Consider the following 16,093-nt stretch of genomic DNA (forward strand, 5'->3'; position numbering starts at 1 on the left):
AAAACGTCCTGCTGTTCCCATGTTTATCATGTAGTTGTTTGGCGCGCGGCGCGGTGTAACCGCGCCATTGCTTGTGACAGTTGCGTAAGTCCTGCTATTGAATGATAAGGATAGTCTTCGCACGGGAATAATAAGCCATAGAAACAATAATTATATGCATAGTCTGCAATGTTAGTACTATTAGATACATTATATTCCTTTCCTGGTTATCGGATTACCGAGCAAATCTACTCAGGCAGTAAAACCCTAGTTTATCGGGGCATCAGAGAAGAAGATAAAAAATCAGTCATTCTCAAATTGATGCGGAATGAATATCCTACCTTTGCGGAAATCGCCCAGTTCCGAAATCAATATATCATCACCAAAAACCTTGATATTCCTGGCATAGTCAAAACCTATAGCTTAGAAAACTACCGTAACAGCTACGTCTTAGTGATGGAAGATTTTGGTGGCATTCCCCTCCAAGACTGGCGACTGGAGGACAAGGGGAAGAAGGAAAACTGGCTTTCTCTCAACGAATTTTTCCCCATTGCGATTAAAATTGCTTCTACCCTTGAAAGACTGCATCGCGATCGCATTATTCACAAAGACATCAAGCCTGCCAACATCCTCATAAACCCTACCACAGATGAAATAAAACTCATCGACTTTAGTATTGCCACCCTCCTACCAAGAGAAGTTCAATTTCTCACCAATACCAACATCTTAGAAGGTACTCTGGCTTACATTTCCCCAGAACAAACCGGCAGGATGAACCGAGGTATCGACTACCGTACTGATTTTTATTCCCTTGGTATCACCTTCTTTCAACTCCTCACCGGACAGTTACCCTTCACCAGCAAAGATCCGACGGAGTTGGTTTACTCTCACATTGCCAAACAACCGCCAACAGCCAGCCGGATTAACTCTAATATTCCGCCAATTTTGTCTGAGATCATCAGCAAGTTGATGGCAAAAAATGCCGAAGACCGTTATCAGAGTGCTTTGGGGTTAAAGCATGATTTAGAGGTGTGCCAAAACCAGTGGCAAGAAACAGGAAATATTGCACCCTTTGAACTAGGCGTGAGAGACATCTCAGACCGTTTCATAATCCCCGAAAAACTCTATGGTCGCCAAAGTGAAGTTGAAACCCTACTCGCGGCTTTTAAGCGCGTAACAGCAGGGGCAACAGAAATGATATTAGTCGCGGGTTTCTCTGGCATTGGCAAAACTGCTGTGGTCAATGAAGTTCATAAACCTATTGTGCGGCAGCGTAGTTACTTCATCAAAGGAAAATTTGACCAGTTTCAACGCGATATTCCCTTATCAGGATTGGTGCAAGCTTTTCGAGACTTAATCGGGCAACTGCTCTCAGAAAGTGATGCCCAAATTCAAGAATGGAAAGCCAAAATTATACGGGAATTGGGTACACAAACTCAGGTGATTATTGATGTAATTCCTGAACTTGAAAAGATCATTGGCAAGCAGCCTCCAGTTAGAGAACTCTCTGGCAGTGCTAACCAAAATCGGTTCAATTTATTGTTTCAAAAATTCATCCAAATCTTCACGATGAAAGAACGCCCTCTAGTTATCTTTCTCGATGACTTGCAATGGGCAGATACAGCTTCTCTAAAATTAATTCAGTTATTAATGTGTGAAAACACGTTGTCTTCTCTATCTGAAGAGATAGAACAATTGGATGAAAATCAGGGTGGTTTATTGTTAATTGGTTCCTATCGAGATAACGAAGTTTCCAAGGCACATCCGCTTTATTTAACACTACAGGAGATTGAACAAGCAGCAGTAAATATTAATACAATTACCCTAACACCTTTAAATCAGGGTGATTTAAATCATCTCATTGCTGATACCCTTCATTGTCCTGAAATCGCTGCGGTTCCTCTCACCCAGATGGTGTTTGCAAAAACTAAAGGCAACCCCTTCTTTTCCGTTCAATTTCTCAAATCTTTACAATATGATGGGCTAATTTTCTTAAATTTTGATGTTAGTCATTGGCAGTATGATATTTTAAAAGTCAAAGAATTAGCTCTCACAGATGATGTTGTAGAATTTATCGCCCTGCAAATAGAAAAATTGCCAATATATACCCAAAAAGTTCTGAAACTGGCTGCCTGCATTGGGAGTCAATTTGACTTAAAAACTCTAGCGATCGTCAATGAAAAATCTGTAGTAGATACAGCATCAGACTTGTGGCAAGCATTACTTGATGGGCTAATTTTACCACAGACTGAAAATTACAACATCTTTTCAAAAGATGATGCTAATGAATTTATTACTCATGGAATAGAATCTACGCAATTTTCAACTTCTAATTTACAGCTACCTAAATATAAATTCGTACATGACCGAGTCCAGCAAGCTGCTTATTCTTTAATTCCTGAAGAACAAAAAAAGCCAATTCACTTAAAAATTGGGCTACTGTTATTGAACAATATTCCAGTTGCCGAAAAGGAAGAAAAGATTTTCGAGCTTGTCAATCAGTTTAATACCGCAGTGGAATTCATCTCTCCTCAAGCTAAACGAGATGAACTGGCCCAGATGAATCTAATTGCTGGACGTAAAGCTTTAGCATCAACAGCTTATCCCGCTGCCGTTAAGTATTTAACTACTGGTATTCAATTGCTGACAGATGATAGTTGGGAGACGAAATATGAGCTAATCCTAGCTTTGCATCAGACAGCCGCAGAGGCAGCATACTTGGACGGCGACTTTGAACAAACCGAGCAATTAGCAGAGATAGTGTTGCTACGAGGGAAAACTCTTATAGATAAAGTTAAAGTTTACGAAGTAAAAATTAAAGCATCTGGGGCACAGAACCAAGCACTCAAAGGAATTAATACTGCACTAGCCTTTTTGAAGCTTTTGGGAGTAGAGTTTCCTGAACATCCAAGCCAATCTGATGTTCAGCTAGTAATGGCAGAAATAGCATCAAATCTGGCTGGTAGGCAGATTAAAGATTTAATTGACCTACCAGAAATGACAGAAGCTAAAACACTAGCAGTTATGAATATTTTATCGAGTATTCATGCTTTAACCTATCAAGCTATTCCTGAACTATTACCACTGATTATTGTTAAACAGATAAACTTATCCCTACAATATGGCAATGCACCATCGTCTGCCTTTGCCTATGTTAATTATGGACTAATACTGTCTGCGCTAGTGGGAGATATTGAGCCTGGCTATCAATTTGGTAAACTAGCTGTAAATCTTTTATCTAGGTTACAAATTAAAGAAATTAGCGCGAAAGTTCTTGGATCTTTTCTTTCACTTATTAGACCTTGTAAGGAGCACGCCAAGGAAATATTAAAACCTTTATTGCAAGCTTATTCTATCGGTATTGAAACAGGAGATTTAGAATATGCAGCTTATTCTCTACACATTTATTCTTACTGCTCATATTTTATCGGTAGAGAACTTTCAGAGCTAGAACAAGAAATGGCAAATTATAATAATGCCATCAGACAACTCAAGCAAAAAACAGTATTCCAATGGAGTAATATTTATCGGCAGAGCGTATTGAATCTACTAGGGTGTGCAGAAAATTCCTGTTCTTTAATTGGTGAGGTTTATAACGAAGATAAAATGCTGCCGATCCATTTGGAAACTAAAGATGGACTTGGACTTCTATATCTCTATGTCAGCAAACTTCATCTCTGTTATCTATTTCAAGAATTTCATCAGGCAGTTGAAAATGCCACACTAGCGAAAAAGTATTTAGATACTGCAATAGGACATCTAGTTGTTCCAGTTTTCCATTTTTATGATTCTTTGGCAGGTCTAGCTGTGTATTTTGAGGTATCCGAATCTGAGCAAAAATGTATTCTCGATCGGGTTCAAGCCAATCAAGAAAAAATGGAGCATTGGGCACATCATGCCCCAATGAATTATTTACACAAATATTATCTTGTAGAGGCTGAACGCTATCGGATTGGTGGTCAATATCTTGAAGCAATGGAATTTTACGATCGCGCCATCTTCCTTGCCAAAGAAAATGAGTATATTAATGAAGAAGCCCTCGCTCAAGAACTTACCGCCAAATTCTATTTAGAATGGGGTAAACATAAGATTGCCCAAACCTATCTAACAGATGCTTACTATAGCTATGTTCGCTGGGGAGCATTAGCCAAAGTTGACGATTTGGCAAAACGCTATCCCCAATTACTGGCTTCTATATTTCAGCAAGAAAAACTGAGTATCCATTCCAGTGAGGAAAGCACTTCTTCAAATAACACATCTATATCATCTTTATCTACCCTGAGTAATCAACAAACTGTTATTGCCTCGAAGACAAGTATTTCTGATTCTCTGGATTTAGCCGCATTCATTAAAGCATCTCAAGCACTCTCCGGCGAAATCGAGCTTGAGCGATTACTTTCTACTTTGATGGAAGTTGTAATGGAGAATGCAGGAGCTTCTAAATGCGCTTTAATTTTAAGTGAAGGTGATAACTTAGCATTAACTGTTACAGCGGTTTGTTCAAGTTCAAATTTTGACCATACCTACACGGAGTTTTCGTCAACTTCCTTGGAGTCCAGTTACGATGTTCCGATTACTTTGATTAACTACGTTAAACGCTCCAGAGAAATTTTGGTTATTGATGATGCAATGACTGTTTCCTTTTTAGCAGATGATAGCTATATTCTGAGTGAAGAACCTAAGAGTTTGTTGTCTATACCTCTTCTAAATCAAGGTAAATTGATTGGGATTATTTACCTAGAAAATCATTTGACGACAGGAGCATTTACACGCGATCGCGTAGAAATTCTCAAACTCCTCACCACTCAAGCAGCAATATCTCTAGAGAATGCTATCCTCTACAAAAATTTGGCACAAGCTAAAGAAAGCTTGGAGGAATACAACCATACTCTAGAAGAAAAAGTCCAGGAAAGAACGCAGGAACTCAACGACAAAAATTACTCTTTACAACAAACTCTACAAGAATTACAACGTACCCAAATCCAATTGATTCAAAGTGAAAAAATGTCTTCTTTGGGACAAATGGTAGCAGGAGTTGCCCATGAAATCAATAACCCTATTAACTTTATTCATGGCAATATTAATCATGCTAGTGAGTACGTCCAAGACTTGCTGGATTTGGTAGTTATTTATCAGCAGGAATATCCTCGTCCTTCGCCTTTAGTTGAGGAAAAATATGAGGAAATTGACATAGATTTCCTCACAGAAGACTTACCAAAGATTCTAGATTCAATGAAAATAGGAAGTTCGCGTATCCGCAATATTGTTTTGGGCTTACGCAACTTTTCTCGTCTAGATGAATCTGAGATGAAGCCTGTAGATATTCATGAGGGAATAGACAGTACCTTAATGATTTTACAACACCGAATTCAAGAAAAGAACAATTTTCCTGAAATTGAAGTCATCAAAGAATACGGCAAATTACCGGAGGTTATGTGTTTCCCTGGTCAATTAAATCAGGTGTTTATGAATATCCTGAGTAATGCGATTGATGCTTTAGAAGAGTCATTTGCCATTGGCGATCCATCATTGGTAAATAATAAAGAACAAATCACAAAGGACATAGAAGCATCAGCCGTTTCTGATAGGGTAGGACAAATTCACATCTTTACTGAACTAACAGATTCTAATACAGCGATAATTCGGATTGCTGATAACGGTTCGGGTATGACCAAAGCTGTACAGCAAAAAATATTTGACCCATTTTTCACCACCAAGTCAGTAGGAAGTGGCACGGGGTTGGGCTTGTCGATTAGCTATCAGATTATTGTGGACAAACACAAGGGTAGCTTAACCTGTGATTCCACATTAGAAAAGGGGACTGAATTCGTGATTGAGATACCGATACAACAGTCAGATATCTAGACTATGGCAATCTTATTTGATTTGCTCTCCAGTGAGAGGCTCAGATCCCCGACTTCTTCAAGAAGTCGGGGATCTTTTTGTTCGTAATTCCTACACTTCTATTAAGATACAAAGTTCGGTTAAGTAAGGTGCGTTCTACCCAATCTACAATTGTAAAAACCCAGTTTGTCACACAAACTGGGTGATTTCTAAAATTCATCAAAACAACTCTGACAAGCTACTAGGATATCGATGTAATGTCATAAGCTAAAATACATCTAATTTGCATATTAAATTCTCAATATCTTGTGGGGTGGACAACATGAGCGCCCTGATTATGTAACTTAAATGCCGATGAGTTTATTCACTAAAGACTCTTGAGCCTCACGTCGTCGTCCTGTAATTACCATCTTGACTCCACTTGCAGATGCCAGGGTAAGACCTCGACGCTGAGGTCGCTCAGATTGCTGATTAACTAGCGCTAACTGATAGCGTGATAGGATGGTTGCCAATACTAATTTCATTTGAAACAAACCCAAAGCCTCACCAATACAACGACGGACACCACCACCAAAAGGCAGAAATTCATAAGGAGAAAATTGGCGTTCTAGAAAACGTTCGGGTCGAAACTGCTTAGGTTGGGGATATAAATCTTCACGTTGATGAGTAAGATAAATACTAGGAAGCAATACTGTTCCAGGCTCTAAAGAATGTCCCAAGAGTTTAACGGGTTCTTGTACTACCCTTGGGAAACAGAACGGTAAAACAGGGCTAACTCGCAAGATTTCATTACAGACAGCCGTAAGATATGGCAGTCGATAAATGCTCATAGGGTCTGGGGAATCACCGAGAGTGTCCACTTCTTGGAGCAGTTTTTCACGGACTAGAGGCTTTTGGTGAATCCAATACAATCCCGAAGCTATTACAGATGCCGTAGTTTCATAAGCGCCAATTATTAGGGTCATTAACTGATCGCGCAATTCATGATCTGTCATAAATTGACCAGTTTCATCTTGAGCTAAGATCAGCAAGGAAAGGATATCGACACATTCTGAATTAGGTTGTTGGCGGCGTTCAGCAATTTCGGCGTAGAACAATTTATCGGTTGTCTCCCGATCGCGCAGAAATTTTCCCCAAGGACTCCAAGCTCCTAAATCCTGTTGCAAGAATGGGAGCAAGAAAAAACTAGAAGTGATAGGTGAATGAGAGAGATCTAACAGCAATGGCAGTGAATGCTTAAGTTTTTGAAATCTTTCTCCCCCATACAACCCTAAGACAACCTTTAACATAACTTGTAGAGATATTTCTTGTGTTATGTTACGAGCCAAAAAGGGCTGATTTAGTAGTAACTGACTAAAGGCATTTTCGGTAATATTACAGATTTGTTGGCCATAGCTTTGCATTCGCTCTCCATGAAAAGAAGGCATTATCAATTGTCGTTGTTGTTTATGACGACTGCCATCAAGTATGAGAACTGAATTTTTTCCTAACCAGGGTTCAGTAATTTTATTGAGTTCACCGGCAGCGACAAATTTCTTTCTATCATTCGTTAAAATTTCTTGGATTGCCTGAGGATGATTCACAAATACTACAGTATCGCCAAAGCCAATTGTCCTACCAGTAAAAATGTCGGGATATTGTTGAGCTGCGTTTTCCATGTAGCCCACAGGGTCAGTAATCCACTGAAACTTTTGTAGCAAAGAAGGGGTTTTGAGAGGATTAGGTAGTTGCATATGAATTTTAAGTCCAAACCAAAATCGAAAAATTGTATTAGCGAGGATAAACCCTTAACAGAATAATATGGGTTCATCTATGATGAGCTTTCAGCAAAATAGGATACCTAACAGGTATCCTATTTTCTTATAAAGATAGAGTGAGAATTTATTGATTTAACTCCAAGCTGTCTATAGTTTGATAGCGACCAGAGTGAGAATACCAATTCAGATTGGCAGATATCCAGCTATGTAGTCCTGATATATATTTGGCAAGTTCTGCATCTAATTGCTCTCCAAAAGATGGAAGAGATAATTGAAACTCTTTCAAGCGATGTACTTCTCGATCGTGCATTTCGCTAACTGTGAGAATTGCTTGTTCTAAAGAAACCTTTTGTTGATAATAAATTAACAATGCTAAATTATGAACATCGCCACTTGACATTTCTCTATGTACGGAGAAAATATCATTACACCAAGCAAGAATGTTAATTGTCATCGCTTTTAACTCTTTCATCACCTCATGATTTCTGAGAGAATCAGGAATTATTAAATAATTGCAAAATTCCATCAATGCAAGGAAAACATATCCACCTAAAGTTAATCTACGTATAAGCATATAACTGTCAACATCGGGTGTAATTTCCTGTGCGCGGTTAACTGCTTCTTGAACACAGCCATCGAAATAGTCTTCATAGCGATCAACAAAGTAATGAAACCATTCTTGACTACCTCTTTGAAGTATCCGTTGTCGTAAATCACTTAAGGCATAAGCAAGTGGTATATCCTTACTCGTGAGTTCTGCACCGTTCAATATTTCCAAAAATCTCTTATGAAAATCTTTGAGAACATCAGGTTGTCTTCCTAAATTTGATAAATCACACTGGTCATCCCAAATAAACGCCCAGCTCAACCAATCATTTGCAATTTTCAATTCTTCAAGCTGGCAGTTAGGATAGGCACTCGCTGCTAAAAAGAAAAATTTTGATTTACAAAAACGTTCATAAGATGATTCATTAGCCAAGAGGTCAAAGCGAGTTACCCATTCAAGGGCGTGGTCTTCTAGAATATCAATGTGCTTATTGATCTGGGATGGAAATGGGCAGTATAAATCTGGGTAAGTTAATTGATTCATAAAAAATGAATTAGTTTAAAGTACCAAAAAAATCCATCACAGTAGAACAAAGACAATACTGTTAGGAGTCTTTGAAAAAACTTTTGCAAAAATTCACACTGATTCCATGTTTTCTCAAGTGCGTAAATATGATTTACGCCACTATTATTACTATGTAAATCTATATGAAGTTTTAAAAGTTATCTCAATATTGTTCAATGTTTTTTATTAAAAAATAACCGTAATTATCTGGAATTATATTTTTTTAATAAAAATAGCTATCTCTGTGTATATTCATTCACGAGAAATGCTGTTGACTAACTGAAAAAGTTAACGTATGACATCAAAAATATTGTTCCAATTAGCGCTCATTTTATAAAAAGACAAGGGTAATAATGACTAATTTCAGAGCGATCGCTTTCATGAAAGAGGATCTTCAACTCCGGCGAAAGTGAAGATTGGTAGTGAATTTCCATGCTGTAGCGATCGCCCCAGCTATAAGCTATAGGCAATTTAGTGTGAGAATGTTGCTGTTGTAAGAATTTTTGGGAACTATAGGATTGTCAGACTAGAAAATTGTTAGTCAGTCCGACAATAAAATAGAGGAGACTTAGCTGCGATCGCCAGACGAATAGTGAATAACTAACAAGGAGTTAAATCAATTTAAATACATGAATGAAAAGCCAGATATGAAAATACTTGATGAACCAGAAGATAATCTAATTTTAGTAGTTGATGATACTACTACAAATTTAAAAATTGTCTTTGATATATTAACTAATGTTGGCTTCAAAGTAATTATAGAAAATGATGGCAAGAGGGCAATTCAAATTGTTGAAGATACACTACCTGACTTGATTTTATTAGATGTAATGATGCCAGGAATAGATGGATTTGAAGCATGTAAAATGCTGAAAGAAAATTCAGCTACTTGTGATATACCCGTAATTTTCATGACGGCTAATTCTGATACTGATAGTAAGGTAAAGGGTCTAAATATCGGGGCAGTTGACTACATTACTAAACCTTTTCATGAAGAAGAATTATTAGCTAGAATTAAAACCCATCTTCAATTACGAAATCTCACAAAAACTTTAGAAAAACGAGTTTCAGAAAGAACAGCAGCCTTATCCAGAGCATTAAAAGACCTACAAGAGTCTCAACTCCAGCTTGTACAGACAGAAAAAATGTCTGCTCTTGGTCAATTAGTAGCAGGAGTCGCCCATGAAATTAATAATCCAGTTGGTTTCATTCATGGCAATCTCGGACACGCTTCAGTATATTTTCAAGATATGATTAACCTGATTGATCTCTATCAGCAGCACTATCCTAATCCGGTTCCAGAAATTCAAGAGGAAATTACAGCAATAGATTTGAAGTATATGCTTTCCGATCTACCTAATTTAATTTCCTCAATGAAAGAGGGTGTTCAGCGCATTCGTAATATTAGTACTAGTCTGAGAACCTTTTCTCGAGCAGATAGCGATCGCAAAGTTTCTTGCAACATTCATGATGGTATAGACAGCACTATTATGATTCTCAAACACCGTTTAAAAGCATCAGAGGATCGTCCTGATATTCAAGTAATTAAAGATTACGATAAATTGCCAGACTTAGAATGCTTTATCGGACAACTAAATCAGGTATTTATGAATTTATTAGCTAATGCTATTGATGCTTTAGAGGAGTCTAATATAGGACGTACTTATCTTGAAATTGAAGCAGATCCCAATCAAGTTTTGATTCAGACTCTACTCACTGAAGATAAAAATCATATATTGATTCGGATTAAAGATAATGGCGTGGGAATGTCGGCTGATATTCAGCAAAAAATCTTTGACCATTTATTTACCACTAAGCCTGTGGGTCAAGGTACAGGATTAGGACTGTCAATTGCCCGTCAAATTGTTGTCGAAAAACATGGCGGAACTCTAGAGGTAAATTCAGTACTAGGAAAAGGTTCAGAGTTTATCATCAGGCTTCCCATTTAAAAATCAGAGCAAATCACGTTCATCAACATAATAAGTAAATTTATGTTCAAGGCAGTAGTAGGTCACAGTAACGATCCAGATTCTCTATCAGCAGTTGAAGAAGTTATTCTGCAATGTGCTAGTTCTCTTGCAGGAGATATACCAAAAGCTGGAATTATTTTTGCTGCAATTGACTTTGAACATGCTCTCATTTTGCAGCAAATTCATCAGGCTTTTCCTGGTATTGAGTTGATTGGTGGAACAACAGATGGAGAAATTTCTTCCGTCTTAGAGTTTCAGCAGGACTCAATCACCTTGATGTTGTTTTGCTCAGACGAAGTTGAAATACATGCAGGAATTGGACGCAAAGTTTCAAGCGATTCAATTACTGCAACTAAACAAGCTGTGGAGCAAGCTAAAGCAAAAAGTACCGCACCCCCAAAGCTATGTTTAACTCATCCAGAGAGCCTCACAACTAGTGGTATCTCTATATTAAATGGCTTAAAGCTAGCTCTTGGTCAATATGTGCCGATATTCGGTGGTTTGGCAGGCGATCAGTCAAGGTATCAAAGTACATATCAATTTTTTCAAACAGAAGTATTAAGTGATTCTGTACCAATTCTACTTTTTTCCGGAACAATATTGTTTTCCCACGCTGTTGCAAGTGGTTGGCATCCTATTGGTCAAACAAGCAAAGTGACTAAGGTAGATAAGAACATAGTCTATGAAATAGATGGCAAGCCAGCTTTAGATTTTTATCATCATTATCTAGGTTCGCTTCCTCCTTCAATGGAATATCCACTAGCAGTGTTTGATCAAAATGGAGACAATTTTTATGTAAGAGCGCCTATTGCTTATAATCACGAATCTGGTAGCATCACTTTTTTTGGAGATATTCCCGATCAAGCAGTTATTCAAATTTCAGAAGCAGATCATGAAGATATTTTGGCAGCATCCAAGGCGTCATTCATGAATGCTTTAGATAATTATCCAGGTGCGAAACCAAGTGCTGTTTTATTTTTTTCATGCGTAGCTCGTCGGCAAATACTTGGTACGAGGGCACAAGAAGAGTATCAAAATACAAAATTTTGTCTGACTGACTATTTACCTGCCTGTGGATTTTATTCTTATGGAGAGATTGCTCCTATAGATCGAATTAGTCAGACGCAATTTCATAATGAAACTTTTGTAACTTTAATTTTGGGAACTCGGTAAAAACTGATGGAAATATTGGATTGTCAACAAGAAATTAAGGAATTAAAAAAAGCGAATAGAATTATCCAAAAAAAATTAGAACGCTCTGAATCAGACCGGATAAAACTCGAAGAGACAAATAAGAAAAAAGAATTTTTGCTCAAAAAAGTAATTGACGAATTAAATGAATATCAATATAAGTTAGAAGAAAGGAGTCATGAACTCGAAACAATGCTTCTTAATCTTCAAATAATGCAAAATAAGATGTCTACTTTGGGAAGTCTTGTCGCAGATGTAGCTCATGAAATTAATAACCCAGTTGGCTTTATAGCAGGTAATCTGACTCCAGCTAAAGAGTATATTCAGAATTTGTTACATCTCATTAACCTCTATCAGCAAACCTATCCTAAAGCATCTCAGGAAATTGAAGAAACAATTCAATTAATTGATCTGGAGTATGTGCGCGACGATCTACCTAAACTCATTTCCTCAATGAGAGAAGGCACGGATCGTATTTCCAACATTAGTAATAGTCTGCGAACTTTCTCTAGAGCAGATACAGAACAAAAAGTTCTGTTTAATATTCATGAAGGTATTAATAGCACTCTGATCATTCTCAAGCACCGTTTGAAGGCTAATAAAATTCGCCCTGCTATTGAATTAGTTCAAGATTACGGAGAATTTCCTCTAGTTGAATGCTTTCCAGGACAACTAAATCAGGTATTTATGAATCTATTGGCAAATGCAATTGATGCTTTAGAAGAGTCTAATTATGGACTGGGTTTTGATGAGATTAAGCTAAATCCTAATCAAATTACTATTCATACTGCCCTAACTGAAGATAACAATCATGTCTCGATTCGGATTCAAGATAATGGGGTGGGAATATCATCTGATGTTCAACAAAAAATGTTTGACCATTTATTTACAACTAAACCTGTGGGAAAAGGAACAGGATTAGGATTATCAATTGCTTATCAAATAATTGTCCAAAAACATCAAGGAACTCTAGAAGTAAATTCTGTGTTAGGAGCAGGTTCTGAATTTAGAATCACTATTCCAATTTTTTGAAGTAGCAACTATATTAATTATTAAAATTAATTGTCTAGGACTCCTATTTGATTGTTGAAATACACGTAGGGTATGAAAGCAAAAAAATAGTGCATTAGACGTAGGTTGGGTGGAGCGGAGCGCAACCCAACATATATCAGGATGTTGGCTTTGGCAAAGCCTCCACCCAACCTACAATTTTTTTACGACGTTTTAGCCTTGCCACACTACTACATATACTTATACTTAGATTTTTTCGGGAATCAAATAGGATTCCTATAGGAGAAATAAATGTTAAATTTGATCATAGATCATCACGATGTAATAATTTGTATTTAATTACAGATGAAGATGTAAGTGAAAAGAAACCTTACCCAGTTGATAACTGTTGCAACAACAAGGTTCAGAAATTGTGATGATTATTCCGGTTTATTACAAATCAATACGGTTCAGTTAAGGCTAAAACTCTGTTATCAAAGTCAAATTTTTAACGTAGACGCGGAGCGGCTTGCCGTAGGCTACCCCATTCGCATTAGCGTCTCCCCTTCTGGTGTACACACAAGTCCTTTTCACCCCCTCTAACTCCCCCGATGCTTTGGGGGAGAACCGGATATTCCCCCCAAAGCATCGGGGGATTAAGGGGGGGTAAATCCAAAGTTTGGGCTTCATTACCAAGATGTGTGTACACCGTAGCTCCCAAAGGGAGAGGCTAACGCCAAGGGAGAAGGATGTAAAGAAAGAGAAGGAAGAGAAGTTTAACTGAACTGTATTGTCTTATAAACAAAAGCAAGCATCAAATTCTCTGAAGAAAGAGATTAAGCAGTTACTTTAGATGTATTTTTGGGAACTCTATAACTGTAGTTCCAAGATTATGTCCTCAAAACTTATGAGTAATGCACTTGACCACTCGATAGCTACCCTTAATCTTTCTTTAGAACGCGATATATTTTTACGTACATTAATTAGAGAATTATCTGGCACTTTACAGGATGTAGTTGGCTTAAAAGAAGCTTCTGGATTTATTAGCGTAGTTGGTGAAAGAATGGGTAGGCAGATTGACCAAGATTATAAATCTGCCCTGGAAGTTTCCAGCCTTTCTCGTAAGCAAGTGGCTGATGTCTTGATTGATTTAAAAAAACGAATCCAGGGCGATTTTTATGTCATTGAGCAGAATGATGAAAAAATTGTCTTTGGCAATCGCGTCTGCCCATTTGCCGAAAAAGTACTTAATCGCCCTGCTATGTGTATGATGACTTCAAACGTCTTTGGGACGATCGCAGCTAATAACCTGGGATATGCGAAAGTAGAATTGCAAGACACCATAGCCGAGGGTGCTTCTGGATGTAGAGTTATTGTTTACTTAAAACCTACAGAAGAAGCAGAAGATGCAGAAGGTCGAGAATACTTTCGGGGACTGGAATCTGTCTAAACCCTTAAATACTAAACCAACCCCAGGATATAAACTTGAGTGCAGATATCTAAAGTAGAGTTGAACCCTGAAATTGGAAGCCTCATGACTCCTGAACAATTTCTTGAACTTGCCAGAGTTTTACCAGAACCTTTACTTCTGGTGAGTGGAGAGGGCCAGTTGTTAGCTACCAATCAACCAGTTGCAGATATGTTGGGGTTACGCCGTCAAGAACTGCGGGAAAGAATGCTCTTTGAACTTGTAACTGAGTCTACCAAAGATGTTGTCAAGTATCTGCAAGCCTGTTCAAGTAGCAGAGCAATGGTGATTGGCTCCTTGACTTTACGAAAAAATGATGGACAAACCTTAATATGTCGTAGTCAAGGAGCAGTTATTCAACCTTGGTCTGCTGAATCTTCAGCTTTAATTCTCTTACGCTTGGAAAATAGAGTTGTAGCTAGCAGTAATTTTGTTCTGTTAAACGAAAAAATTGATGAGTTAGCAAAGGAAGTGCAAAGACGTAAACAGGCGGAGGAAGCACTTAAGAAAGCTAATCAAGAGCTAGAAGTTCGGGTTGAGGAACGCACAACTGATTTACAAGAAACACTAAACGAACTACAACTTACCCAAACTCAGCTTATCCAAGCTGAGAAAATGTCTAGTTTAGGTCAGATGGTCGCTGGTATTGCCCATGAAATTAATAACCCCGTGAGTTTTATTTATGGGAATCTTCACCACGCCCATAAATATACTCAGGATTTACTAACATTGGTGCAAATTTATCAACAAATTTGTCCAAATATTCCTCCAGAAATCCAAGCAAAAGTAGAAGAAATAGACTTAGATTTTCTGATTCAAGATATAACTAAACTCTTCGAGTCAATGAAAGTGGGAACAGAACGCATTCAAGAAATTGTTAAATCGCTACGTAATTTTTCCAGACTTGATGAAGCAGAATTTAAGCAAGTTAATATTCACGAAGGAATTGATAGTACTTTAATGATTTTAGAGCATCGTCTGCAAGCTAGGCATGAGTACCCAGAAATCAAAGTTATCAAAAAATACAGTCAATTACCTAATGTAACTTGCTACCCTGGTCAACTCAACCAAGTGTTTATGAATATTCTTAGTAATGCAATCGATGCCCTCGAGTTATGGGCTAATAATGGTCATTGGTCAGCCGTAAATCCACAAACTACTGACAATCAACAACTCGCAGATAATAATCCTAAAATTCAAATAAAAACTGAGTTAATCGATCAAAAGTGGATAGAGGTTACTATTGCTGATAATGGTTTAGGGATAAATGAACAAGTTCGTTCAAAGCTATTTGATCCTTTTTTCACCACTAAATCTGTGGGTAAAGGTACTGGACTAGGGCTATATATAAGCTATCAGATTATAGTTGAAAAACATAACGGACAACTTAAGTGTTTTTCTGTTCCAGGAAAAGGTGCAGAATTTGTAATTAAGATACCTGTTAGCTCTGTCTCATATAGCGGTTCTCGTTCACGTGAGGTACATCCGTAGGGGCAATACCCTGCGGGAAGCCGCTTTGCGTCTACATGAATTGCCCCTACAGCGTGGTCAATTGGCAATCATAAGGATAATTTAGAAAAGCCTGAAACAACCCATTTTCGTTAATACACATCACGATAAATTTGTACAGTGCGTAAGTCCTATATTTATTCATCAATCTTGAATTCTAACTATTTTAAGTTGATATGAAAAACGTAACCGTTCACAGGGGTAATTAGTTGCTGAAATCAGGCAAAATAGAATGGGTGAAGGGGTTACAGCAATTAAAGGCAGAAGTTAATCC

General features: G+C 37.7%; 8 protein-coding genes. 6 read left to right on the plus strand and 2 right to left on the minus strand.

The window, feature by feature from the left end; all coding sequences use genetic code 11:
* Positions 1 to 168: 168 nt before the first annotated feature.
* Positions 169 to 5,844, plus strand: a complete 5,676-nt coding sequence (locus tag V7K67_RS34000; protein WP_335170303.1) for an ATP-binding sensor histidine kinase — start codon at positions 169 to 171, stop codon at positions 5,842 to 5,844.
* Between the two features lie 323 nt (positions 5,845 to 6,167).
* Here V7K67_RS34000 and V7K67_RS34005 read toward each other — a convergent pair whose 3' ends face one another.
* Positions 6,168 to 7,556: a cytochrome P450 gene (locus V7K67_RS34005; RefSeq protein ID WP_334708871.1), complete on the minus strand. Its 1,389-nt coding sequence runs from the start codon at positions 7,554 to 7,556 to the stop codon at positions 6,168 to 6,170.
* 148 nt (positions 7,557 to 7,704) lie between these two features.
* On the minus strand, positions 7,705 to 8,670 hold the full coding sequence (locus tag V7K67_RS34010; protein ID WP_335170305.1) for a terpene synthase family protein: 966 nt from the start codon (positions 8,668 to 8,670) through the stop codon (positions 7,705 to 7,707).
* Between the two features lie 650 nt (positions 8,671 to 9,320).
* On the opposite strand from V7K67_RS34010, the gene V7K67_RS34015 reads away from it, so the two are divergent.
* From V7K67_RS34015 to V7K67_RS34035, 5 genes are all read left to right on the plus strand, one after another.
* On the plus strand, positions 9,321 to 10,640 hold the full coding sequence (locus V7K67_RS34015; RefSeq protein WP_335170307.1) for a hybrid sensor histidine kinase/response regulator: 1,320 nt from the start codon (positions 9,321 to 9,323) through the stop codon (positions 10,638 to 10,640).
* Positions 10,641 to 10,682: 42 nt separating this feature from the next.
* Positions 10,683 to 11,834 carry an FIST signal transduction protein gene (locus tag V7K67_RS34020; RefSeq protein ID WP_334732589.1) on the plus strand — a complete coding sequence of 384 codons (1,152 nt, stop codon included), beginning with the start codon at positions 10,683 to 10,685 and terminating at the stop codon, positions 11,832 to 11,834.
* Between the two features lie 6 nt (positions 11,835 to 11,840).
* Positions 11,841 to 12,884, plus strand: a complete 1,044-nt coding sequence (locus V7K67_RS34025) for a sensor histidine kinase (RefSeq protein ID WP_334732590.1) — start codon at positions 11,841 to 11,843, stop codon at positions 12,882 to 12,884.
* Positions 12,885 to 13,734: 850 nt separating this feature from the next.
* Positions 13,735 to 14,292: a methanogen output domain 1-containing protein gene (locus tag V7K67_RS34030; RefSeq protein WP_442943995.1), complete on the plus strand. Its 558-nt coding sequence runs from the start codon at positions 13,735 to 13,737 to the stop codon at positions 14,290 to 14,292.
* An 84-nt stretch (positions 14,293 to 14,376) separates the two neighbouring features.
* The gene (locus V7K67_RS34035; protein WP_335170309.1) at positions 14,377 to 15,801 is read left to right on the plus strand and encodes an ATP-binding protein; all 1,425 of its coding nucleotides are present in this window, start codon (positions 14,377 to 14,379) and stop codon (positions 15,799 to 15,801) included.
* Positions 15,802 to 16,093 lie beyond the last annotated feature (292 nt).

The organism is Nostoc sp. (assembly GCF_036917155.1).
Taxonomy (GTDB): Bacteria; Cyanobacteriota; Cyanobacteriia; order Cyanobacteriales; family Nostocaceae; genus Nostoc.

Excerpts from the sequence above, each read along its gene's own strand:
- V7K67_RS34010 (WP_335170305.1), bottom strand. The coding sequence starts at position 8,670 with ATGAATCAATTAACTTACCCAGATTTATACTGCCCATTTCCATCCCAG.
- V7K67_RS34005 (WP_334708871.1), bottom strand. The coding sequence starts at position 7,556 with ATGCAACTACCTAATCCTCTCAAAACCCCTTCTTTGCTACAAAAGTTT.
- V7K67_RS34015 (WP_335170307.1), top strand. The coding sequence starts at position 9,321 with ATGAATGAAAAGCCAGATATGAAAATACTTGATGAACCAGAAGATAAT.
- V7K67_RS34030 (WP_442943995.1), top strand. The coding sequence starts at position 13,735 with ATGTCCTCAAAACTTATGAGTAATGCACTTGACCACTCGATAGCTACC.
- V7K67_RS34020 (WP_334732589.1), top strand. The coding sequence starts at position 10,683 with ATGTTCAAGGCAGTAGTAGGTCACAGTAACGATCCAGATTCTCTATCA.
- V7K67_RS34035 (WP_335170309.1), top strand. The coding sequence starts at position 14,377 with ATGACTCCTGAACAATTTCTTGAACTTGCCAGAGTTTTACCAGAACCT.
- V7K67_RS34000 (WP_335170303.1), top strand. The coding sequence starts at position 169 with ATGTTAGTACTATTAGATACATTATATTCCTTTCCTGGTTATCGGATT.
- V7K67_RS34025 (WP_334732590.1), top strand. The coding sequence starts at position 11,841 with ATGGAAATATTGGATTGTCAACAAGAAATTAAGGAATTAAAAAAAGCG.